24 protein-coding genes are annotated in these 20,125 nt (G+C 72.0%); 8 read left to right on the top strand and 16 right to left on the bottom strand.

Annotation, left to right across the window (positions count from 1 at the left end):
• Positions 1-26: 26 nt before the first annotated feature.
• Genes AB1K56_RS10990 through tsaB form a run of 4 tightly spaced genes read right to left on the bottom strand, consistent with a single transcriptional unit; the run spans position 27 to position 2,723 of the window.
• A complete protein-coding gene (locus tag AB1K56_RS10990; protein WP_371205663.1) occupies positions 27-482 on the bottom strand; it encodes a hypothetical protein in 456 nt (151 codons plus the stop codon).
• Positions 479-1,561: a tRNA (adenosine(37)-N6)-threonylcarbamoyltransferase complex transferase subunit TsaD gene (tsaD, locus tag AB1K56_RS10985; RefSeq protein WP_371205662.1), complete on the bottom strand. Its 1,083-nt coding sequence runs from the start codon at positions 1,559-1,561 to the stop codon at positions 479-481. Before tsaD ends, AB1K56_RS10990 begins: the two co-directional genes overlap by 4 nt.
• The gene (gene rimI, locus AB1K56_RS10980; RefSeq protein ID WP_371205661.1) at positions 1,561-2,091 is read right to left on the bottom strand and encodes a ribosomal protein S18-alanine N-acetyltransferase; all 531 of its coding nucleotides are present in this window, start codon (positions 2,089-2,091) and stop codon (positions 1,561-1,563) included. The genes tsaD and rimI overlap by 1 nt, the downstream gene beginning before the upstream one ends.
• The gene (gene tsaB, locus AB1K56_RS10975) at positions 2,091-2,723 is read right to left on the bottom strand and encodes a tRNA (adenosine(37)-N6)-threonylcarbamoyltransferase complex dimerization subunit type 1 TsaB (RefSeq protein WP_371205660.1); all 633 of its coding nucleotides are present in this window, start codon (positions 2,721-2,723) and stop codon (positions 2,091-2,093) included. The genes rimI and tsaB overlap by 1 nt, the downstream gene beginning before the upstream one ends.
• A 73-nt stretch (positions 2,724-2,796) precedes the next feature.
• Between tsaB and AB1K56_RS10970 the strand changes: the two genes are divergently transcribed.
• Positions 2,797-3,753 carry an alpha/beta hydrolase gene (locus AB1K56_RS10970; RefSeq protein ID WP_371205659.1) on the top strand — a complete coding sequence of 319 codons (957 nt, stop codon included), beginning with the start codon at positions 2,797-2,799 and terminating at the stop codon, positions 3,751-3,753.
• Between the two features lie 33 nt (positions 3,754-3,786).
• Here the strand turns inward: AB1K56_RS10970 and tsaE are convergent, their stop codons facing one another.
• The 5 genes from tsaE to coaA all read right to left on the bottom strand — a co-directional run bounded on the left by tsaE (position 3,787) and on the right by coaA (position 8,874).
• On the bottom strand, positions 3,787-4,290 hold the full coding sequence (gene tsaE / locus AB1K56_RS10965; RefSeq protein ID WP_136587191.1) for a tRNA (adenosine(37)-N6)-threonylcarbamoyltransferase complex ATPase subunit type 1 TsaE: 504 nt from the start codon (positions 4,288-4,290) through the stop codon (positions 3,787-3,789).
• On the bottom strand, positions 4,287-5,408 hold the full coding sequence (gene alr / locus AB1K56_RS10960) for an alanine racemase (protein ID WP_371205658.1): 1,122 nt from the start codon (positions 5,406-5,408) through the stop codon (positions 4,287-4,289). Before alr ends, tsaE begins: the two co-directional genes overlap by 4 nt.
• The gene (locus tag AB1K56_RS10955) at positions 5,405-5,830 is read right to left on the bottom strand and encodes a holo-ACP synthase (RefSeq protein WP_371205657.1); all 426 of its coding nucleotides are present in this window, start codon (positions 5,828-5,830) and stop codon (positions 5,405-5,407) included. Before AB1K56_RS10955 ends, alr begins: the two co-directional genes overlap by 4 nt.
• 128 nt (positions 5,831-5,958) lie before the next feature.
• Positions 5,959-7,809, bottom strand: a complete 1,851-nt coding sequence (gene glmS, locus AB1K56_RS10950; protein ID WP_136587193.1) for a glutamine--fructose-6-phosphate transaminase (isomerizing) — start codon at positions 7,807-7,809, stop codon at positions 5,959-5,961.
• A gap of 111 nt (positions 7,810-7,920) precedes the next feature.
• The gene (coaA, locus tag AB1K56_RS10945; protein ID WP_136585880.1) at positions 7,921-8,874 is read right to left on the bottom strand and encodes a type I pantothenate kinase; all 954 of its coding nucleotides are present in this window, start codon (positions 8,872-8,874) and stop codon (positions 7,921-7,923) included.
• Positions 8,875-9,043: 169 nt separating this feature from the next.
• Here coaA and AB1K56_RS10940 point away from each other — a divergent pair, with 169 nt between their 5' ends.
• Positions 9,044-9,973 carry a Ppx/GppA phosphatase family protein gene (locus tag AB1K56_RS10940; protein ID WP_264630045.1) on the top strand — a complete coding sequence of 310 codons (930 nt, stop codon included), beginning with the start codon at positions 9,044-9,046 and terminating at the stop codon, positions 9,971-9,973.
• Positions 9,974-10,073: 100 nt separating this feature from the next.
• Here the strand turns inward: AB1K56_RS10940 and glmM are convergent, their stop codons facing one another.
• The 5 genes from glmM to AB1K56_RS10915 form a co-directional block, all read right to left on the bottom strand.
• Complete coding sequence (gene glmM / locus AB1K56_RS10935; protein ID WP_371205655.1) at positions 10,074-11,429, bottom strand: phosphoglucosamine mutase; 1,356 nt, start codon at positions 11,427-11,429, stop codon at positions 10,074-10,076.
• A gap of 14 nt (positions 11,430-11,443) precedes the next feature.
• The gene (gene rpsI, locus AB1K56_RS10930) at positions 11,444-11,914 is read right to left on the bottom strand and encodes a 30S ribosomal protein S9 (protein ID WP_058597862.1); all 471 of its coding nucleotides are present in this window, start codon (positions 11,912-11,914) and stop codon (positions 11,444-11,446) included.
• A gap of 24 nt (positions 11,915-11,938) precedes the next feature.
• The gene (gene rplM, locus AB1K56_RS10925; protein ID WP_058624377.1) at positions 11,939-12,385 is read right to left on the bottom strand and encodes a 50S ribosomal protein L13; all 447 of its coding nucleotides are present in this window, start codon (positions 12,383-12,385) and stop codon (positions 11,939-11,941) included.
• Between the two features lie 186 nt (positions 12,386-12,571).
• Positions 12,572-13,333, bottom strand: a complete 762-nt coding sequence (locus tag AB1K56_RS10920) for a type II CAAX prenyl endopeptidase Rce1 family protein (protein ID WP_371205653.1) — start codon at positions 13,331-13,333, stop codon at positions 12,572-12,574.
• Between the two features lie 264 nt (positions 13,334-13,597).
• Positions 13,598-14,434, bottom strand: coding sequence for an alpha/beta fold hydrolase (locus AB1K56_RS10915; protein ID WP_371205652.1), 837 nt, complete (start codon positions 14,432-14,434; stop codon positions 13,598-13,600).
• Between the two features lie 156 nt (positions 14,435-14,590).
• On the opposite strand from AB1K56_RS10915, the gene AB1K56_RS10910 reads away from it, so the two are divergent.
• On the top strand, positions 14,591-15,076 hold the full coding sequence (locus AB1K56_RS10910; protein WP_371205651.1) for a hypothetical protein: 486 nt from the start codon (positions 14,591-14,593) through the stop codon (positions 15,074-15,076).
• A gap of 166 nt (positions 15,077-15,242) precedes the next feature.
• Complete coding sequence (locus AB1K56_RS10905) at positions 15,243-16,550, top strand: hemolysin family protein (protein ID WP_371205650.1); 1,308 nt, start codon at positions 15,243-15,245, stop codon at positions 16,548-16,550.
• Positions 16,551-16,627: 77 nt separating this feature from the next.
• On the opposite strand, the gene AB1K56_RS10900 is transcribed toward AB1K56_RS10905, so the two are convergent.
• On the bottom strand, positions 16,628-16,765 hold the full coding sequence (locus tag AB1K56_RS10900; protein WP_167494134.1) for a hypothetical protein: 138 nt from the start codon (positions 16,763-16,765) through the stop codon (positions 16,628-16,630).
• 111 nt (positions 16,766-16,876) lie between these two features.
• Between AB1K56_RS10900 and AB1K56_RS10895 the strand changes: the two genes are divergently transcribed.
• Together AB1K56_RS10895 and AB1K56_RS10890 are read left to right on the top strand one after the other, a co-directional pair.
• Positions 16,877-17,356, top strand: coding sequence for a MarR family winged helix-turn-helix transcriptional regulator (locus AB1K56_RS10895; RefSeq protein ID WP_371205649.1), 480 nt, complete (start codon positions 16,877-16,879; stop codon positions 17,354-17,356).
• A gap of 38 nt (positions 17,357-17,394) precedes the next feature.
• Positions 17,395-17,814 carry an organic hydroperoxide resistance protein gene (locus tag AB1K56_RS10890; protein WP_371205648.1) on the top strand — a complete coding sequence of 140 codons (420 nt, stop codon included), beginning with the start codon at positions 17,395-17,397 and terminating at the stop codon, positions 17,812-17,814.
• 77 nt (positions 17,815-17,891) lie between these two features.
• Here the strand turns inward: AB1K56_RS10890 and AB1K56_RS10885 are convergent, their stop codons facing one another.
• On the bottom strand, positions 17,892-18,986 hold the full coding sequence (locus tag AB1K56_RS10885) for a PIG-L family deacetylase (protein ID WP_371205647.1): 1,095 nt from the start codon (positions 18,984-18,986) through the stop codon (positions 17,892-17,894).
• Between the two features lie 253 nt (positions 18,987-19,239).
• Between AB1K56_RS10885 and AB1K56_RS10880 the strand changes: the two genes are divergently transcribed.
• The gene (locus tag AB1K56_RS10880; protein WP_371205646.1) at positions 19,240-19,521 is read left to right on the top strand and encodes a hypothetical protein; all 282 of its coding nucleotides are present in this window, start codon (positions 19,240-19,242) and stop codon (positions 19,519-19,521) included.
• Between the two features lie 70 nt (positions 19,522-19,591).
• Positions 19,592-20,116 (top strand): YbhB/YbcL family Raf kinase inhibitor-like protein, encoded by a 525-nt coding sequence (locus AB1K56_RS10875; RefSeq protein WP_371205645.1) that lies wholly within the window; start codon positions 19,592-19,594, stop codon positions 20,114-20,116.
• The last annotated feature ends 9 nt before the right edge of the window (positions 20,117-20,125 follow it).

Here is a 20,125-nt window from a genome sequence, read left to right as displayed (position 1 = left end):
CACGGCGAGCGCGTGCCGAGCGGGCGTCAGCGCACGGCGAGCTGCGAGAAGCCCCAGACCAGCCACCCGACGCTGAACACGAGCGAGAGCAGCGAGAGCGCCAGGGCCCAGACGGCCACGGGGCGACTGTCGTGCGTGCGCCGCAGCGACATCGTCGCGACGATCACCCCGATCACCCCGAGGGGCAGGAGCCACCCGGTCACGAGAGAGGCCAGCAGGGCCACGACGGCCAGCGCGAGCGCCCAGGGCGCGAGCGAGGGCGGGGGCTTCGGCGCGGGCGGGACGTACGGGATCAGGTGATCGCCGAACGCCGCCATCTCGAGCTGCGCGGTGGGCAGTCGCTCGGCGTCGTTCTCATCCGGTGCCGGAGCGGCCGTCTCCCCCGCCGGGACCATCCACGGGCGCCGTGGGTCGACCGCCGGTGGAGCCTGCTCGGTGGTCTCCTTGCGCGCGCGTCGCGTCGGCGGCGTCGGATCGGTCATGGCGCCGGGGCCTCGGCATCCGGGTCTTCGGCCACCTGGATCTCGGTCACCGGAAGGGTGGAGTCGGCCCCGAACGCGAGGGTCGAGGGACGCCGACCGGATGCGATGAGCTCGGCCGCGAGCGCGGCGATCATCGCCCCGTTGTCGGTGCACAGCCGCAGCGGCGGGATGCGCACCGAGACCCTGGCGGCGGCGGCGCGCTCGAGGGCGACGTCGCGCAGTCGCTTGTTCGCGATGACGCCGCCGCCCAGCAGCAGCCGGGGGACGCCGTACCGCGCGCACGCGTCGAGGGCCTTCGTCACGAGCACGTCCACGACGGCCTCGCGGAACGAGGCCGCGACGTCGGCGACCGGTACCGGCTCGCCCGTCGCCTCGTGCTGCTCGACCCAGCGCGCCACCGCCGTCTTGAGTCCCGAGAACGAGAAGTCGTAGCGATGGGATGCCATGTCGGAGGCGCGCGAGAGTCCCCGCGGGAAGCGGATCGCCGTGGGGTCGCCGGTCGCCGCCGCTCGATCGATCTCGGGACCGCCGGGATAGGGGAGCGTGAGGAGACGGGCGACCTTGTCGAACGCCTCGCCCGCCGCGTCGTCCATCGTCTCGCCCAGCAGTTCGACGTCGCTGGTGAGGTCGCGCACGAGCAGCAGCGAGGTGTGGCCTCCGCTGACCAGCAGGGCGACCGTCGGGTACTCGAGCTCGCCCGCCTCGGCATCCAGGATGTCGGCGGCGATGTGTCCGACCAGGTGGTTCACGGCGTAGAGGGGCTTGTCGAGCGCGACGGCGAGTCCCTTGGCCGCGCCCACCCCGACCATGAGCGCGCCGGCGAGCCCCGGGCCGCTGGTCACCGCGACGGCGTCGAGGTCGGCGAGGGAGACGCCCGCCTCGGCGAGCGCGGCGTCGATCGAGGGCTGGAGGGCCTCGAGGTGTGCGCGCGCGGCGACCTCGGGGACGACACCGCCGTAGCGCGCGTGCTCGTCCATGCTCGAGGCGATCGTGTTGCTGAGCAAGGTGCGTCCCCGCACGATGCCGATCCCGGTCTCGTCGCAGCTGGTCTCGATGCCGAGCACGAGGGGCGCGTCCATCAGCACCATCCCTTTCCGGTGGGCGACGAGGTCGTGGGGTCGGCGGCGGAGGATGCCGCGGTCTCGGCGCGCCGGGCCGCCCAGCCGCGCAGGTCGAGCTGCATCACGATCGCGTCGACGTCGTCGGGCTGGTAGTAGCGCGCGCGGCGGCCGACCTCGACGAAGCCCTCCGACGCGTAGAGCGCCTGCGCCACCGGGTTGTCGGCGCGCACCTCGAGGAACACGTCGTGCACCCCGCGGTCCACGGCCTCGGTGAGCAGCGTGGCCAGCAGGGCCCGCCCGCGCCCGCGACCGCGCGCCGCCGCGGAGATCGTGATGGTCTGGATGTCGGCGTCCCGGGCGCCGCGCACCGCGCGCAGTCCCGCATATCCGACGAGGCGACCGGCCTCCTCGACCACGACGTACCAGCCGTGCGGCGAGGCGAGCTCCTCGCGCATCATCGCGTCGCTCCAGGCGTCGGTGGGGAACGAGGTGCGCTCGAGGTCCATGATGGCGTCGAGGTCGGCGCCGGTGGCGCGACGCGTCACCATCAGCTGACCCGCTTCGGGGCGTGGGCGGCGACGACGTCGGGGCTGCGCAGGTAGAGCGGCTCGCCGTCCGCGAGCGTGCGACTGGCGTCGAGGGCGCGGGCGGCGGCGAGAGCGATCATCGCGGCCGAGGCACTCGTGGCGTCGTACCGGCGCGCGCCGGCCTCGTCGAGACGCGCGTCGAGGTCGTCGCGCGGGGCGAGCGCGGCGTCGGAGAGTCGGACGGGCAGTCCGTCGTCGTCAAGGCCGTCGTACACGCTGAAGGCGAACTCGCGGCGCCGGGCATCGGTGACCACCGCGAATCGCCCCGTCTCGGTGCCGGTGAGCGCGTCCGCGAGCAGCACCCCCAGCGCGATGCCGTCGTGGCTGGGGACCGGAACCACCGGCACCCCCTTTCCGAGGGCGAACACCCGCGCGGTGGCGATCCCCACGCGCAGGCCCGTGAAGGGCCCGGGGCCCATGCCGACGGCGACGTGGGTCGGGGCGGGCGCTGCGGACGACGCGCGGCGCAGCAGATCGCCGATGACCTCGGCGTGACCCAGCGGGTTCGCGCTCTGCTCGTCGGCGAGCACCTCTCCGTCACGGGTGATGGCCGCGACGGCGGTGCCGAGCGACGTGTCGATGCCGAGGATCACCGTTCCAGCGTATCCGGCGCCCTCCGCCCGCGCGTCGCGGCATCCGGGCTCCCCTCCGCTCCGAAGAACAGACATGGATGCCACGACCCTCGGGCTGCGTCGCACGGTCGTCCCCACGGGGGTCGGCCCCCTGGTGGTGCGCGCGGGACGCGCCTCGGGGAGCCCGGTCGCCACCGTGCTGCTGCACGGCGCCGCGGGGTCGTGGGCGACGTGGGCACCGATGATCGCCGCCTCCGATGAGCTCGGCCTTCCGCTCTCCGACGTCGTCGCCGTCGATCTCCCCGGGTGGGGCGAGTCCCCGGGGCCGGTCCCCGCACCCGCAGACTTGGCGGTCGCCGTGGCTGCCGTGGCGCGTGCCCTGGGCTATCCCCGGTGGCGCCTCGTGGGCCACTCCCTCGGCGGGGTGATCGCTCTCGACGTCGCCGCGCGCTTCCCCGACGAGACCGTGGCGGTCGGCGTGGTGTCGCCCAGCGGCGCCGGGGCCCGCGCCGTGATGCGCCGCCCCCTGGCGGGCGGCATCCGGCTCCCCTGGCTCGCCGGGATGGTCGTCGCCATGCGGATTCTTCGGGGTCTCGGTCCTCTCGCGAACCCCCTCCTGCGGCTGCTCCGACGGACGGGAGCCCTGCGCCATCTTGCGCGGCCGCTGTTCCGGCATCCGGAACGGGTCGATCCCGCGGTCACCGACGCTCTCGCCGACGAGATCCGCCCCGCGGCGTTTCTCGCCGCCGCTCACCTGTCGCGCACGCATGACGACGCCGTGTGGCGCCGGATCGCGTGCCCGGTGCGCTCGGTGCGCGGGGCGCACGACGTGTTCGTCGCCGCGGCCGATGCACGGGAGTGGTCGCGCATCCTGCGCGACGTCGACCACGTGGTCCTCGCCGACAGCGGGCATTTCGCCCACGTCGAGCAGCCCGTGCAGACGCTGCGCGCGCTGCGCGAGGTGTGGGCGGCCTCCCGGGCGACCCCGACCCCCGCTTCGCGGAGACGGAGCGCTCCCCCGCGCCGCGGACGGCGGACCCCCGCGGCGTGACGCGCGGCGCGCGCCCCGCCGGCGAGGCTGCGCTCAGGGATGCCGCGAGATCGTGACGGTCCGCGGGGCGTCGGCGTCGAGCTCGACGGTGTGCACGGCGATCTCGCCGCACGCGTTGTCGACGCCTCGACCGCCGGTCTGGCGCGAGATCTCGATCTCCCACCATGCGTCGGCCAGGTACTCCGCGACCCCGCGACCCCACTCGACGATCACCGCGCTGTGGGCGACATCGATGTCGAGGTCGTCGAGCTCGACCGCGGCGCCCAACCGGTAGGCATCCACGTGCACGAGCGGAGTCCCGCCCGACAGCGAGGGATGCGTGCGCGCGATGACGAAAGTGGGACTCTGCACGGGCCCCCGGATGCCGAGGCCCTCGCCGATCCCGCGGGTGAGGGTGGTCTTGCCCGCGCCGAGCGGACCCGTCAGCACGACGACGTCACCGGGCTCGAGGGCGCGGCCGATCAGCCGGCCCAGGTCCTCCATGTCGGACGGGGACTCGACGACGCGTTCACCGAGCACCTCCTCGGGGACGCTCATGCGTGCACCTCTCGTCGGGGGACGCGCGCTCCCACGCGCGTGACGATCTCGTAGTCGATCGTGTCGGCGGCATCCGCCCAGTCGCGGGCCGACGGCACGCCCAGCGTCGGATCGCCGAAGAGCACGACCTCGTCGCCGATCGACACGGGGTGATCGCCCACGTCGACGACGAACTGGTCCATGGCGATCCGACCCGCGACCGTGAAACGGCGACCGCCGATCACGACCGGCCCGCGGCCCGACGCCTGCCGCGGCACGCCGTCGGCGTAGCCGAGCGGCACGAGGGCGAGCGTCGTGTCGACCGGAGTGCGGTAGTCGTAGCCGTACGAGACGCCCGTGCCCGCGGGGACGCGCCGCACCGCCGCCACCGCGCCCCGCAGGGTCATGGCGGGGCGCAGCCCGAGGTCGGCGGGGGTGCGGTCGTCGAAGGGCGAGACGCCGTACAGGCCGATGCCGATACGGACGCAGCCGAGGCGGGCCTCGGGAAGCGCGATCGCGGCGTTCGTCGCGGCGATGTGCCGCAACGGGGGCCGGAGCCCCGCCGACGCAGCCAGGATCACGCCCTCTTCGAACTTCGCCAGCGCCGCGCGGTCGTCGTCGAGGCTCGTGTTTGACAGGTGCGAGAAGAGACCGACCACGCGCAGGCGACCGATGCGCTCGAGGCGGGCCGCCTCGGAGAACACCACGCGCCAGTCGGCGGGGGCGATGCCGTTGCGCGAAAGGCCCGTCTCGATCTTCAGGTGCACCGCGGCGGGACGCCCCTCGCCCGCCGCCTGACCGGCGCGCAGCAACTGGTCGAGGTCGGAGATGCCGAGCTCGATCTCTTCGCGAACGGCCTCGTCGAACGACGCCCCGGGCGCGTGCAGCCACGCGAAGAGGGGGGCCCGGATGCCGGCGCGGCGCAGCGCGAGCGCCTCGGTGATGTCGGACACGCCGATGCGGGCCGCTCCCCCGCGCAGCGCGGCGAGGGCGGCGCGGTGCGCGCCGTGCCCGTACCCGTCCGCCTTGACGACCGCGATGATCTCGCTGCCGGTCAGGGCGCGCAGGTGGCGCACATTCTCGGTGATCGCGTCGACGTCGACGAGCGCTTCGCGCAGCACCCCGGGTGCCATCGTCATGCGGTGTCCTCTCCGGCGGGGTCGGGAACGGATGCCGCGGGCGCCGACGCCCGCGTGTCGCCGGCCGGCTGAGCGGCCTCGGCGACGACGTAGGCGGTCGCAAGGCCCGCGTCGTGCGACATCGACAAGTGCAGCGCCGTGATGCCCCGAGCCGCGACCGTGGTCGCGGTCTCTCCGCGCAGCGCGAAGACGGGGCGTCCCGAGGGTTCGGAGGCGACTTCGATGTCGGTCCAGTGCACGCCGTCCGACCCGCCCAGCGCCTTGATGAGCGCTTCTTTCGCGGCGTAGCGCGCCGCGAGGGACCGGGGCTTGAGGACCCGCTCGGACGGTGCGAACAACCGGGCGAGCAGACGCGGCGTCCGCGAGAGATGCGCCTCGAAACGGGGGACGTCGACCAGGTCGACGCCGATTCCGACGATCATGCGGCCTCCCTCCCCGGCATCCGTTCCATTCTGCCCGTGCGCGCCGGCATCGGTCGCCCTCCGCCCCTCGGGTCGGGAACGGGAAAGGGGCCGGATGCCACGGCATCCGACCCCCGCGATCGACGGTCTTACTCGACCGTGACCGACTTCGCCAGGTTGCGCGGCTGGTCGACGTCGAGGCCCTTGGCCTCGGCCAGGCCCATCGCGAAGATGTGCAGCGGCACGACCGCCAGCAGCGGCTCGAACAGCGGAGCGGCGAGCGGGATGCGCAGCACCTCGTCGGCGGCGGGGAGCACCGCGACATCGCCCTCTTCCGCGATCGCGATGACACGGGCACCGCGGGCGCGGATCTCCTCGATGTTCGAGACGACCTTCTTGTGCATCTCGCCCGAGCCGCGCGGCGACGGCACGACGACGAACACCGGCTGACCGGGCTCGATCAGGGCGATCGGGCCGTGCTTGAGCTCCCCGGCGGCGAAGCCCTCGGCGTGGATGTACGCGAGCTCCTTGAGCTTCAGCGCCCCCTCGAGAGCGATCGGGTAACCGACGTTGCGGCCCAGGAAGAGCACCGAACGGGTGTCTGCCATCCAGTGCGCCAGCTGCTCGATGCGCGACTGCTCGGTCTCGAGCACGCGGGCGATCTTGCCGGGCACGGCCTCGAGCTCGGTCACGGCCTCGACGGCGACGACCGGGTCGACGGCGCCGCGGACGCGACCCACGTGCAGGGCGAGCAGGTACAGCGCGGTGATCTGCGCCACGAACGCCTTCGTCGAGGCCACGGCGACCTCGGGGCCGGCGTGCGTGTAGACGATGGCGTCGGACTCGCGCGGAATCGTCGCGCCCTGCGTGTTGCAGATCGACAGGGTCTTCGCGCCGCGGGAGCGGGCGTACTTTACGGCCATGAGGGTGTCCATGGTCTCCCCCGACTGGCTGATCGACACGACGAGCGTGCGGGGCGAGAGCACCGGGTCGCGGTAGCGGAACTCGTGCGCGAGCTCGACGTCGACGGGCACGCGCGTCCAGGTCTCGAGGGCGTACTTGCCGACCATGCCGGCGTACGCGGCGGTGCCGCAGGCGATGACGAGGATGCGGTCGATGTCAGCGAGGAAGTCGTCGAGGCCCTCGAGCTCGGGGATCTCGACGCGGCCCTCGTGGATGCGACCGCGCAGCGTGTTCGCGACGGCCTCGGGCTCCTCGGAGACCTCCTTGGCCATGAACGACGACCAGCCGCCCTTCTCGGCCGCCGAGGCGTCCCAGGTGACCTCGAAGGCCTCGACCTCGACGGGGGCGCCCGAGAAGTCGGTGACCTCGACGCCGTCGGGGGTGATCGCGACGATCTCGTCCTGGCCGATCGCGAGGGCGTTGCGAGTGTGCTCGACGAACGCGGCGACGTCGGAGCCGAGGAAGTTCTCGCCCTCGCCCAGGCCGATGACCAGCGGCGAGTTGCGCCGCGCACCGACGACCAGGCCCGGGTGGTCCTCGTGCATCGCGAGCAGCGTGTAGGCGCCCTCGAGGCGCGACACGACGGCGCGGAAGGCGGCGACGAGGTCCTGGGACTTCGCGTACTCGCGACCGATCATCACCGCGGCGACCTCGGTGTCGGTCTCGCTGCGGAAGCTGAAGCCCTCGCCCACGAGCTCGCTCTTGAGCTCGGCGAAGTTCTCGATGATGCCGTTGTGGATGACGGCGAGCTTGTCGTCGTCGGCGAGGTGGGGGTGCGCGTTGGCGTCGGTGGGGCCGCCGTGCGTCGCCCAGCGCGTGTGACCGATTCCGGTCGTGCCGTTGGCCATCGGCGATGCCTCGAGGTCGTCGCGCAGCACCGCCAGCTTGCCGGCGCGCTTGCGCATCCCGAGTGCACCGTCGCCGTCGATCACGGCGATGCCCGCGGAGTCGTACCCCCGGTACTCCAGACGCGACAGCCCCGCCAGAAGGATGTCCTGGCTCTGCCGAGGACCCACGTAACCGATGATTCCGCACATGGTCCCCGAGTCTACGGGGCGGGGATGGACGAACCCCTCCCCGGCCGTCTGCGCCTGTCCGCGCGTCGGACGAACCCGTGGCATCCGGTTCTCGACGACGTCGGCGCGGCGTCAGAGCTTGCGCAGCAGCACCGAGTCGACGGTGTGGTCGGCGCCCTTCTGCAGCACGAGCTTGGCGCGGTGCCGCGTGGGCAGCACGTTCTCCTCCAGGTTGGGGAGGTTGATCTCGCGCCAGTACCCCAGGGCGCGCTCCACTGCCTCTTCGTCGCTGATGTCGGCGAACACGCGGAAGAAGGAGGTGGGGTTGGTGAAGGCGTTGTCGCGCAACGCCAGGAAGCGGTCGACGTACCAGCGCTCGATGTGGGCCGCGTCGGCATCCACGTAGATCGAGAAGTCGAACAGGTCGCTCACGGCGACCTCGTTCGGCGACGGCGGCGGCTGCAGGACGTTCAGTCCCTCCACGATGACCACGTCGGGACGGTGCACGGTGACGTGCGCGTCGGGCATGATGTCGTACCGCACGTGCGAGTAGAACGGTGCGCGCGCCTCTTCGGCTCCCGACTTGACCTCGCTGAGGAACTCCACGAGCGCTCGACGGTCGTACGACTCGGGGAACCCCTTGCGGTCCATGAGCCCCCGTCGCTCGAGCTCGGCGTTCGGGTAGAGGAAGCCGTCGGTGGTGACCAGTTCGACGCGCGGGGTGTCGGGCCAGCGGCTCATGAGCTCGCGGAGCAGGCGGGCGATGGTCGATTTGCCCACGGCGACCGAACCGGCCACCCCGATGACGAAGGGGGTCGTGGCATCCGGTTCGCCGAGGAACTCGCTCGTGTCGGCCCCGAGGCGGCGCGTCGCGCGAGCGTAGAGGCTCAGCAGTCGGCTGAGCGGCAGGTAGACCTCCGCGACCTCTCGCGGGTCGAGACGGTCGCCGATGCCCCGCAACTGCACGATCTCGTTCTCGGTGAGCGGCTGCTCGAGGCCGCCGGCCATGCGGGCCCAATCGTCGCGGTCGATCTGACGGTAGGGGCTCAGCGACGGTGCGGGAGCGGCTGTCTCGGCGGCGGACACTCGCTCATGCTACCCGCGAGTCCGCCCCCTCCCCGGCGGCCCGGCTGCGCTTCCCCGCCGACGACGACGCCGTCGGACGATCGGCCGTGCAGCTGCGGCCGCGCCGCGCGGGAGGGGCATGCCGCGTGGGAGTTCTCCCGCCGATCGGACGCCCCGCTACGCTCGGACCGTGCGCCTGGGAGTCCTCGACATCGGCTCGAACACCGTCCACCTCCTGGTGGCCAACGCCCGCGCGGGCGGTCGCCCCACCGCGACGAGCTCGCACCGCTCGGTGCTGCGCCTCATGCGCTACCTGCAGGCCGACGGGTCGATCTCCGCCGAGGGGATCACCGGACTGGTGGATGCCGTGACCGCCGCCCGCGATCGGGCCCGCGCCGAGGGGGTCGACGAACTCCTCGCCACCGCGACCTCCGCCGTGCGCGACGCGACGAACGGCGAGGAGGTCATCGCGCTCATCGAGGAGGCGCTCGGCCAGCCCCTGCAGGTGCTCGGGGGCGAAACCGAGGCGCGCTTCACCTACCTCGCCGTGCGGCGCTGGTTCGGGTGGTCGGCGGGCCAGATCCTGCTGTTCGACATCGGCGGCGGCTCGCTCGAGATCGCCGGCGGCGCCGACGAACTCCCCGATCTCGCGGAGTCCGTCCCCCTGGGTGCGGGGCGCTCGACCGTGCAGTTCCTTCCTCACGACCCACCCGGCGACGACGAGATCGACGCGCTGCGCGAGCACGCGGCATCCGTCCTCGCCCCCGTCGCCGAGCGTTTCGCCGCGCTCCCCCGACCCGACCACGTCATCGGATCGTCGAAGGCGATCCGCTCCCTGGCCAAGCTCGCCGGCTATCCCGTGCCGGGCTGGTCGGGCATCGACCGCATGGTCCTGCCCCGCAAGGAGCTGAAGGACTGGATCCCCCGCCTGGCCCGCATCCCCGCCGACGCGCGCGAAGCGCTCCCGGGGATCACCGCCGACCGCACCTTCCAGATCGTCGCGGCGGCGATCGTCGTCGAACGGGCCATGAAGGCGATGGACGTCGAGGAGCTCGAGGTCTCTCCGTGGGCGCTGCGCGAGGGCGTCCTGCTGCGCTACATCGAGTCGCTCGAGTACTGACGACCGCGGGAGGACGCGCGCCGGTTCTGCCGGCGACCCGGAATCGACGAAAGCCCAGGAGCCCCGCGGCGGGACCCCTGGGCTTTCGCGCGAATGGACGTCAGAGCGCCAGGCGCTCCCGGACGACCTCGGAGAGCCGGTCCGCGTGGGCCCGGGCGACGTCCTCCGACGCCGCCTCGACCATCACGCGCACGAGCGGCTCGGTGCCCGACGCGCGCAGCAGCACGCGACCGGAATCGCCCAGCTCGGCGGTCGACGCGGCGACTGCTGCCTGTACGCCCTCGTCACTCACACCGTCGCGGTCGACGCCGCGCACGTTCACGAGCACCTGGGGGTACACGGTCATAATCGACGCGAGCTCCGCGAGCGTCTTGCCCTGGCGCGCCATCTCGGCCACGAGGTGCAGACCGGTCAGCAGTCCGTCGCCGGTCGTGGCGAACTCGCTCATGATGACGTGTCCGGACTGCTCGCCGCCGAGGGAGTAGCCCCCCTCGTTCATCGCTTCGAGCACGTAGCGGTCGCCCACCCCGGTCTGCAGAACACGGATGCCGTGCTCCTGCATCGCCCGGTGAAGTCCGAGGTTGCTCATCACCGTCGCCACGAGCGTGTCGTCGGCGAGCGCACCGCGCTCCTTCATCGCGACCGCGAGGATCGCCATGATCTGGTCGCCGTCGACGACGTTGCCCTGCGCGTCCACCGCGAGGCAGCGATCAGCGTCGCCGTCGTGCGCGATGCCCACGTCGGCACCGAGGCGGACGACCGCTTCCGCGAGCACGTCGAGGTGGGTGGAGCCCACGCCGTCGTTGATGTTGAGACCGTCGGGCTCGGCCCCGATGACCGTGACCTGCGCACCGGCGTCCTTGAACGTCTCGGGCGACACCCCGGCCGCCGCGCCGTGAGCGCAGTCGAGCACGACGTGGATGCCGTCGAGCCGATGCGGCAGCGAGCCGAGCAGGTGCAGCACGTAGCGGTCTTCGGCGTCGGCGAAGCGACGGATGCGGCCGACACCGGCACCGGTGGGCTGCAGACGCTCCCCCTCGAGGGCGCGCTCGATGCGCTGCTCGACGATGTCGGGGAGCTTGGTTCCGCCGCGGGCGAAGATCTTGATGCCGTTGTCGGGAGCCGGATTGTGCGACGCCGAGACCATCACGCCGAAGTCGGCGTCGTGGTCCGCGATGAGGAAGGCCGTGGCGGGGGTGGGGATCACTCCGGCGTCGAGCACGTCGACCCCCGAGGAGGCCAGCCCTGCGGCGACCGCGGCGGCGAGGAACTCCCCCGACACGCGCGGGTCGCGCGCGACGACGGCCGTGAGTCGGCGACCCTCGGCCTTTCGCGCCTCCGCAGAACGGCCCTGGCCCAGGACGACAGCAGTCGCCTGGGCCAGGTGCAGCGCGAGTTCGGCGGTGAGGAGGCCGTTGGCCAGCCCCCGCACCCCGTCCGTGCCGAAAAGAGGCATACGGAGGTTCGAACTCAGCGCTTGGAGTACTGAGGCGCCTTGCGGGCCTTCTTGAGACCGGCCTTCTTGCGCTCCTTGACGCGGGCGTCGCGCGAGAGGAAGCCGGCCTTCTTCAGGGTCGGGCGGTTGTTCTCGGCGTCGATCTCGTTGAGCGCACGGGCGATGCCGAGGCGCAGCGCGCCGGCCTGACCCGAGGGGCCGCCACCGGAGATGCGCGCGATCACGTCGTACGAGCCCGCGAGCTCGAGCACCGTGAACGGGTCGTTGATCAGCTGCTGGTGCAGCTTGTTCGGGAAGTAGTCCTCGATCGTGCGGCCGTTGACCGTGATCGTGCCCGAGCCGGGGACCAGGCGCACGCGGGCGATGGCCTGCTTGCGGCGGCCGACGGCTGCGCCGGGAACCGAGAGCACGGGGCGCTCGGCGGCGACGACGGACTGCTCGGCCGGCGTCTCGGTGCTGTAGTTGCTGGAGTCGATGTTCGACACTGTTTCGTCCTTATCCGGCGGCGCTTACTGGGCGACCTGGTCGAAGGTGTATGCCGTGGGCTGCTGGGCACCGTGGGGGTGCTCGGCGCCGCGGTAGACCTTGAGCTTCTTGAGCTGCGCCGCGCCGAGGCTGTTCTTGGGCAGCATGCCGCGGATGGCCTTCTCGACCGCGCGGACGGGGTTCTTCTCGAGGAGTTCGTCGTAGGTGACGGACTTGAGGCCGCCCGGGAAGCCCGAGTGGCGGTACGCCTTCTTCTGCGAGAGCTTCTGACCCGTGAGCGCCACCTTTTCGGCGTTGATCACGATGACGAAGTCGCCGGAGTCGATGTGGTTGGCGAAGGTGGCCTTGTGCTTGCCGCGGAGGAGGACCGCCGCGTGCGAGGCGAGGCGGCCGAGAACGACGTCGGTGGCGTCGATAACGACCCACTCGCGCGTGACCTCAGCGGCCTTGGGGGTGAAAGTGCGCGTCACAGTAGTGCTGCTTTCTTGATCGAACGGAGGAGTTCGTGAATCCCGCTCCGGTGGTCCGTTCACCGCCCGGAAGACGAGGGAACAGGGCCGGTGGAGGGCTCACGTTCGGGTGACCCGCTCGCAGAGAGGCAGGCACCAAAGATCAAGACTACGTCATCCGGATGCCATCGCCAAACGGCGACGGTCTCACGCGAGGAGCGTCCCGACGGCGAGCAGCAGATAACCCGAGGCGTTGAAGACCACGTGCACCGCGACCGCCGGCCAGATCCTCCCCGTTCCGAGCACGAACGCCCCGGTGACGACGCCCACGGCGGCGAGCGCGATCGGATCGAGACCGGCGGCGCTGCCGGAGACCAGGTGCGCGATGAGGAAGAGGGCCGTCGCGACCGCGACGGCGGCGATCCCCGCGGCGACGCGACCGCTGAAGCGACGCACGAGGACGTAGACGCAGATCAGCACCACCCCGCGGAAGAAGAACTCCTCCAGCGTCGCGGCGACGAGCGTGTCGGCGAGGGCGTCGACGACGAAGGACTCCGGGAGGGCCCCGCCGACCGAGAACATCGAGGGCCAGGGAGCGGGTCCGTCGGGGATCCCGGCGACGACCCCCTGCAGCACGCGCAGGGCGAGGCCGAAGACGACGCCGTAGAGCGCGTCGACGAGACGCACTCTCAGGAGCCCGCGCGGCCTCGACCGCGAGAGGGCCAGGGCGACGGCGCCCCCCATCGCGACCCAGACGACCGCCCGCGCGCCGCCCTCCGCCGTCTCGAGCGGAAGGAGAGCGGATGCCGCCCGCCCGGCCAGCAGGCCCGCGCCGAGCGCGCAAACGGCCCAGGCCAGCATCTCGAGGTCCCAGCGGCGGGTCGTCGACTCGCCCGTCCGCCAGGGACGCGGGGCGCGCTGCCGTCGACGGCGCGCGGATCGGGTCGGCGCGTCGGAGGCATCGGTCATGGCCGCCACCGTAGGGCGATGCCCCGATCGTCCGGGAGCCGCGCCGGAGGGTGGGATGCCCGCCGCGCCGCGGTTCACCCGCCCGGTCGCCCGCCCGGTGCTGCCCGGTCACCGCATGGTCGACACCGGGGCGCCCGCACGACGATGCCCCGTCGTCATCGGACGACGGGGCATCGGAGGATCGGCGCATCCCCCGCGGGCGCGGGCGAGAGTGGGGCGCACCGTTCGGCTCGGAGCTCCGGATCGGCCGGAGCTCCGGGGAGGTCAGCGCTTCAGGAAGTCGATGAGGACGCGGTTGAACTCGTCGGCGTGGCTCACGTTGACGCCGTGGGGCGCACCGGCGACCACGTGCAGCTCGCTGCCGGCGATCGCCTCGTGCGTGCGCTTGCCGGATCCTTCGAACGGCACCGTCGCGTCGCTGTCGCCGTGGATGACGAGGGTGGGCACGGTGACGTGGGGCAGATCGCCGCGGAAGTCGGTGGTCGCGAACGCCTCCATCGACTTCAGCGCGGCGTGGTGGTCGGCCTGGTTCGCCAGGCGTTCCGCCTCGGCCTGCTCCTCGAGCGAGACCGTGAGCGTGCCGTCGACCGAGAAGAAGTCGGTTGTGAACTGGTGGTAGAAGGACTTCTCGTCATCCTTCAGGCCGCTCTTCATGCCGTCGGCGGTCTCGTCGTCGAGGGGGCCCTCGGGATTGTCCTCCGTCTTCGCGAGGTACGGCGGGACGGCCGCGGCGAAGACGACGCTGTGCACGCGGTCGGCGCCGTGACGCGTCAGGTAGCGGGCGACCTCTCCCCCGCCCATCGAGAAGCCGACGAGGGTGACGTCGCGCAGGTCGAGCGCCTCGAGGACCGCCTGCAGGTCGTCGGCGAAGGTGTCGTAGTCGTACCCGGTGCGCGGCTTGTCGCTGCGACCGAAACCACGGCGGTCGTAGGTGACGACCCGGTGACCGGCCGCCTCGAGGGCCGGAACCTGGTGCGCCCACGATTCGCCCGACAGGGGCCATCCGTGAATCAGCACCACGGGTCGCCCCGAGCCGCCGGTGTCGTCGACGTGCAGGTCGATGTCGGTCAGAAGTCCATGGTGTGCGGTGATCTCGCTCATGCAGGTGATCGTTCGCGCCCTGCCTGAACGCGACCCCGGCATTGACGATGTCCTCTCGGCTTGGTAACGCTCGCCGTCAGGACGGGCCGCGACGCACAGCAGCCGCGGCGACGCAAGCTCTGCGGAGAGCGGGTGGTGCGTCGTTACCCTCACGGCATGGCCTCGATCCGCCCCCTGAGCGTCGCCCTCCTCGTCGCCGCGCCCCTCGCCCTCGGGGCGTGCGCGCCCTCCGCCCCCGGCGGAGGCGATCTGACCGCCACGGACCGCGACGCCGTGCGGGCCGTCACCACCGCCGAAGCCGATGCGGGAGGGCGGGCGTTCCAGCTCGGCACCGACGACGGCCGGTGGCAGATCCACGTCGCCGTCGGCGATCAGGAGGTCGAGGTCGTCGTCAGCGCCGACGGGTCCCAGGCGCAGTCCTCCGACGACGCCGAGGGTCTCGACACCGATGACGCCGCCGCCCTCCAGGCCACCACGACGACGCTCGCGGATGCCGTCCGGATCGCCGCCTCCCGGGCCTCCGGTGACGCGCGCATCGAGGAAGCGAGCCTGGAGAGCGAAGACGGCACCCCGATCTGGAAGATCGACCTGGTCGGCGGCACCACGGTCCGCGTGTCCGGGACCGACGGCAGCGTGCGCTGACGCAGCAGAAGCGCACGGGCTGCGCAAGCCCCGTGCTCCCCGGCATCCGGACCCTCGGCGCTCACTACACTCGGCGCATGCGCCACGCTCTTGACGCCGACGCCCACAGTCCGCGTGCCCGGGTCAGCCCGGGTGCGGGCTCGGAGCAGGTGGGGGCGGAGCGACGATGAACGACCTCGCCCTCAACATCGTGCTCGTCGTGGTCTTCGTGCTGATCGGGGGCGTCTTCGCCGCCACCGAGATGGCCCTGGTCACGCTCCGGGAGAGCCAGGTCAACGCCCTCGCCGCGCGGGGTCGTCGCGGGCAGAAGGTCGTCGATCTCGCTCGCAACCCCAACACGTTCCTGTCCGCCGTCCAGATCGGCGTCACCGTGGCGGGGTTCGCGTCCGCGGCCTACGGCGCATCGTCGATCGCCCCGTCGGTGACGCCCCTGTTCGTCGCGTGGGGACTCGACGAGCCGATCGCGGCGACCGTATCGACGATCGCCCTGACGCTAGTGATCGCCTACCTGTCGCTCGTCCTCGGCGAGCTCGTCCCCAAGCGGCTCGCGATCCAGCGGAACGCCGCGTTCGCCTACGGGGTCGCTCCCGTGCTCAACGGCTTCGCGACCCTCATGCGGCCCGTCATTTGGCTGCTGTCGATCTCCACCAACGTGCTGGTGCGCCTGCTGGGCGGCGACCCCGACAAGACCGGTGAAGAACTCACCGAGGAGGAACTGCGCGACATCGTCTCCAGCCACGAGGGGCTGCCCGCCGAGGAGCGCCGCATCCTCGACGACGTCCTCTCGCTGCGCGACCGCCACGTCAGCGAGGTCATGCGCCCGCGGACGGAGGTCGTGACCCTGGATGCCGCCGGCTCCATCGCCGACGCCGTACAGCGCGTGCGCGACCTGCCGTACTCGCGCTACCCGGTCGCCGAGCGCACGGTCGACGACGTCATCGGGTTCGTCCACGTGCGCGACCTCTACGAGGACACCTCGCGCCCGCTCACGGCCGTCGTGCGCGAGATCCGCTACATCCCGTCGACGGCGCGCGTGCTGCCCACCCTCACGGCCATGCGCGCGGAAGGAAGTCACATCGCCGTCGTGGTCGACGAGTACGGCGGCACCGACGGCATCGTGACGCTCGAAGACCTCGTCGAAGAGGTGGTCGGCGAGATCTTCGACGAGTACGACGACGCGGCCGAGCAACCCTTGGCCGAGGGCGAGCACGGCTCCGTGGAGGGCCGCCTGAACCTGCAGGACTTCGAGGAGGCGACCGGCGTGACCCTGCCCCGGGGCGCCTCCGACACCGTCGCCGGATTCGTCGTCGAGCGGCTCGGCCGCCTCGCGCGGGTCGGCGACACCGTGGAGGTCGACGGTGCGACGCTGCAGGTCAGCGCGGTGGACCGGCGACGGGTCGCGGAGTTGCTGGTGACCCGGCATCCGGTCGAGGACGACGAAGACGCGCCGCGAGATCGGTCACCGCGGGACTAAGGAGCGTTCCACGGCGGGCCGTACGTCGGTCGGGCGCGCGCGTCCGGCGCCGGAGCGGTGCTCCCGGCGCGGCGGACTCAGGCGAGGTCGCCTCCGAGCGGGGCGGCGGAGTCGCCCAGCTCGAAGTGATGCCCGTTGATGGCGAGCAGGTCGCGGTCGCCGTCGGGAAGGAAACCCGACGGCGCCGTGAAGCTCGCGTCGCTACGGCGGATCATGCGCCCATCGTCACCCGTGAGGGATCCCGACGGCAGGGGTTGACACCGCAGCCGGAAGGGCGGCGAACCTACTCGGTTGTGCACAATTTAATTGTGTGCAATTGTTGTCGCATGCCCGCCGTCGACTCGCTCGTGTGCTTCGCGCTCTACGCCGCCAATCGCACGACCACGCAGGCGTACCGCGTGCTCCTCGAGCCCTGGGGCCTCACCTACCCGCAGTACATCGCGCTGGTGACGCTCTGGAACGACGGCGAGCAGACCGTCAAGAGTCTCGGCGATGCGCTGCAGCTCGACTCGGGAACCCTCTCCCCGATGCTGGCCCGCATGGAGTCGTCGGGGTATCTCACCCGCACCCGCCGGGCCGACGACGAACGCATGGTGTCGGTCGCCCTCACCCAACGCGGGGCGGAGCTGCGAGAGGAGCTCTCCCACGTCCCCCGGTGCATCGCCGCCGGGGCGGGCCTCACCGACGCCGACAGTGCGCGCGAGCTCATCGACGCCCTGCACCAGCTCACCGAGGCGATGAAAGACCTGCGCGACCACCCCGACGCGATCATCGGGGCCGCGGGCGCCCCTCGGCCCCGGACCTGATCCGACTCCCCCTTCCTCGTCCACAGAAAGGAACCCCCATGGACGTTCTCTACACCGCAGAAGCCGTCTCCACCGGCCACGGCCGCACCGGTCACGTGACCGCCGGCGACTACATCGACCTCGAGGTCGCCCCGCCGAAGGAGATGGGCGGCTCCGGCGCGGGCACCAACCCCGAGCAGCTGTTCGCCGCGGGCTACGCGGCCTGCTTCCACAGCGCGCTGCACGCCGTCGCGCGCGGCCGCAAGATCACGCTCGAGGACTCCTCCGTGGGCGGCCGCGTGCAGATCGGCCCGAACGGGCAGGGCGGGTACCAGCTCGCCGTGCTGCTCGAGGTGGTCCTCCCCGGCGTCGAGCACGAGCTCGCGCAGGAGCTCGCCGACCAGGCGCACCAGGTGTGCCCGTACTCGAACGCCACGCGCGGCAACATCGAGGTCACGGTCACCGTCTCCGAGGACTGACACCGCTGCGCGCCCCGTCCTGGGTCCGCCTCCGGCAGAGCGAACGCCGCCCGCTTCCCGCGGGCGGCGTTCGTGTCTCACGACAGCTGCAGTTCGTCCTCGGTCTTGCCGTACGAGCGACGAAGCCACTGACCGAAACCGGGCTGGGCGAGGCACGCGGCCGCGTCCCCGCACGTGACGACCGGGTCCTTCGCGGCGTAGACCTGGTACACGCCGACCTTCGCGTCCAGCGGAGCGCCGATCACATTCACCGGCTGCCGCTTGGACGGGTAGCCGATGTAGTAGGTCACCGCCGCGGCATCCACCCCCACCGTCGGCGCGACGGCGCGCACGAGCGAACCGACGCACGAGTGATCGGGGTGGTCGCCGCGGGCGAACGCGCTCTCGTGCGGGATGTTCGTGGTGATGCGATCGGGCCGACCGGCGTGGATCAGCTCCGCGATCGTGTCCGAGAGTCGACTCGCGTCCAGGGTGGGACCGTCGTCGATCGGCGCCAGCGCGGGCACGATGCCGTTGATGAGCTGCGTGAGCCCGGCATCCCCCGTGCTGGGGAACCCCTTCGCGCTGAGGTTCCCGTCCGGCAGGCGGAGCGTCGTGATCGACAGCCGAGGATCGTCGGATGGGACGAAGCGCGTCACGCGCGCCCCGCTGAGCAGCGTGATCTGCCGCGTGTCCCACGGCGCCGTGCTGCCGCGCATCTCGTCGTAGGCGGCGCGGATCCCCGCCTCGCGCTGCTCCGCGTAGCCGAGTCCGCGACCCGCGTCTCCGGCGGTGACGAAGATCGTGCGCAGCGTGGCACCCGACGAGATCAGCTCGCCGAGATGGGGGTTGGCGAAGATGATGTCGTCGTCGGCGTGCGCCCACACCGCGACGGTGGTGTCCGCTCCGGGCTCCTCGAAGGCGGGTGACGCGTCGCGCGGGGCGTCGCGGGGCAGGGGCACGATCGGGCTCAGCTTCACCCACGTCCCGTCCGGACCGTCGGCACGTCGCAGGTCGCGGTAGACGAGGGCGCCGCCACCGATCGCGGCCAGGCCACCCACGGCCAGGCCGCCGAGGAGCAGGGCGCGACGCGACACCTTCGGCCGGCGACTGTCCGCCCCGCCGTTCGCGGCGCCGCCCGACCCGTCGCCCCGCGCGGGTCCGGCGCCCGATGGCTCGTCGATGTCACTCACGGCGACTCCGTCCTGTGCTGCGCCCCCCGGCGACGGATGTGCGGGTTCCCCCTCGCCCTCAGGCGTACGTCGACGGTACCGCGAAGCGCGTCGCTCACCGCACGCGAAACCCCGCGTCGGCGCGACGTCAGGGACATAGCGAGCCGTTCGACCTCACGATCATCCCGCGGGTGAAGGCCCGGCGTCGGTGAGCCCACCTGGTCCATGGCCGATGCTCAGCCGGCACCTAAGGACGCTCGCAACACTCTCCGTCATGCAGACGTCCTCACCGCCGCGGTCGCTGTCGCCCATCGCCCTCCGGGTGCGCGCCGTCCTCAACGACTGGGATCCGATCGGCGTCCACCTCATCGGTCCGGGTTGGCCCGACGACGAGTACGACGACCTGATCCTCCCGATCCTCGAAGCCCTCGAGGTCGAACCGAGCGTGGACGACCTCGCCGCGGACCTGCGCGAGGTGATCGAGGTCGACTACGGCCTGCCCACCCCGGACGGATGCCACGACGCCGCCCGATCCCTCCTCGCTCTGGCCCCTTGAGCGCTAACCTCCCCCGGTCCCGCACGCAAGCCCTGCCGAGTCGTCATCGCCGCGTCCTATCGTGCCGAGCATGGTCGATCTCACCCGCCCCCAGACGCCCGATCCGTACCCGCTGCTTCCCGCCACGGCCTCGTTCGACGTCGTCAGCGACGACGTCACCGACGGGCAGCCCCTGAAGGACGATCAGGTCGCCGAGAAGGGCAACACCTCCCCCCACCTGCGGTGGTCCGGAGCGCCGGAGGGCACGAAGTCGTTCGTCGTCACCTGCTTCGATCCGGACGCCCCGACACCGAGCGGTTTCTGGCACTGGGTCCTCGTCGACATCCCCGCCGACGTGCACGAGCTCGCCACCGGCGCCGCCTCCGGTGACCTGACCGGCGCGGCGTTCCACGTGCGCAACGACGGCGGCGAGGCCGGCTTCATGGGCGCCGCTCCCCCGCAGGGCGATCAGCCCCACCGCTACTTCTTCGTCGTCCACGCGGTGGGCGAGGATTCCCTCGGCGTCGATCGCGATGCGAGCCCCGCCGTGGTCTCGTTCAACCTGGCGTTCAAGACGATCGGTCGTGCCATCCTGCACGGCACCTACGAGCACTGAGGATCCGAC

It is taken from the genome of Microbacterium sp. BWR-S6Y, assembly GCF_041379845.1.
Taxonomy (GTDB): domain Bacteria; phylum Actinomycetota; class Actinomycetes; order Actinomycetales; family Microbacteriaceae; genus Microbacterium; species Microbacterium hydrothermale.
Note: the sequence above shows the minus strand (reverse complement) of the source record. Positions and strands in the feature narration are given on the sequence as shown.

What these genes read in the sequence shown, in the direction of transcription:
- AB1K56_RS10990 (WP_371205663.1), bottom strand. Translation starts at nt 482, where the DNA reads ATGACCGATCCGACGCCGCCGACGCGACGCGCGCGCAAGGAGACCACC.
- tsaD (WP_371205662.1), bottom strand. Translation starts at nt 1,561, where the DNA reads ATGGACGCGCCCCTCGTGCTCGGCATCGAGACCAGCTGCGACGAGACC.
- rimI (WP_371205661.1), bottom strand. Translation starts at nt 2,091, where the DNA reads ATGGTGACGCGTCGCGCCACCGGCGCCGACCTCGACGCCATCATGGAC.
- AB1K56_RS10970 (WP_371205659.1), top strand. Translation starts at nt 2,797, where the DNA reads ATGGATGCCACGACCCTCGGGCTGCGTCGCACGGTCGTCCCCACGGGG.
- tsaE (WP_136587191.1), bottom strand. Translation starts at nt 4,290, where the DNA reads ATGAGCGTCCCCGAGGAGGTGCTCGGTGAACGCGTCGTCGAGTCCCCG.
- alr (WP_371205658.1), bottom strand. Translation starts at nt 5,408, where the DNA reads ATGACGATGGCACCCGGGGTGCTGCGCGAAGCGCTCGTCGACGTCGAC.
- AB1K56_RS10955 (WP_371205657.1), bottom strand. Translation starts at nt 5,830, where the DNA reads ATGATCGTCGGAATCGGCGTCGACCTGGTCGACGTCCCCCGTTTCGAG.
- glmS (WP_136587193.1), bottom strand. Translation starts at nt 7,809, where the DNA reads ATGTGCGGAATCATCGGTTACGTGGGTCCTCGGCAGAGCCAGGACATC.
- glmM (WP_371205655.1), bottom strand. Translation starts at nt 11,429, where the DNA reads ATGCCTCTTTTCGGCACGGACGGGGTGCGGGGGCTGGCCAACGGCCTC.
- AB1K56_RS10920 (WP_371205653.1), bottom strand. Translation starts at nt 13,333, where the DNA reads ATGACCGATGCCTCCGACGCGCCGACCCGATCCGCGCGCCGTCGACGG.
- AB1K56_RS10915 (WP_371205652.1), bottom strand. Translation starts at nt 14,434, where the DNA reads ATGAGCGAGATCACCGCACACCATGGACTTCTGACCGACATCGACCTG.
- AB1K56_RS10910 (WP_371205651.1), top strand. Translation starts at nt 14,591, where the DNA reads ATGGCCTCGATCCGCCCCCTGAGCGTCGCCCTCCTCGTCGCCGCGCCC.
- AB1K56_RS10905 (WP_371205650.1), top strand. Translation starts at nt 15,243, where the DNA reads ATGAACGACCTCGCCCTCAACATCGTGCTCGTCGTGGTCTTCGTGCTG.
- AB1K56_RS10900 (WP_167494134.1), bottom strand. Translation starts at nt 16,765, where the DNA reads ATGATCCGCCGTAGCGACGCGAGCTTCACGGCGCCGTCGGGTTTCCTT.
- AB1K56_RS10895 (WP_371205649.1), top strand. Translation starts at nt 16,877, where the DNA reads ATGCCCGCCGTCGACTCGCTCGTGTGCTTCGCGCTCTACGCCGCCAAT.
- AB1K56_RS10890 (WP_371205648.1), top strand. Translation starts at nt 17,395, where the DNA reads ATGGACGTTCTCTACACCGCAGAAGCCGTCTCCACCGGCCACGGCCGC.
- AB1K56_RS10880 (WP_371205646.1), top strand. Translation starts at nt 19,240, where the DNA reads ATGCAGACGTCCTCACCGCCGCGGTCGCTGTCGCCCATCGCCCTCCGG.
- AB1K56_RS10875 (WP_371205645.1), top strand. Translation starts at nt 19,592, where the DNA reads ATGGTCGATCTCACCCGCCCCCAGACGCCCGATCCGTACCCGCTGCTT.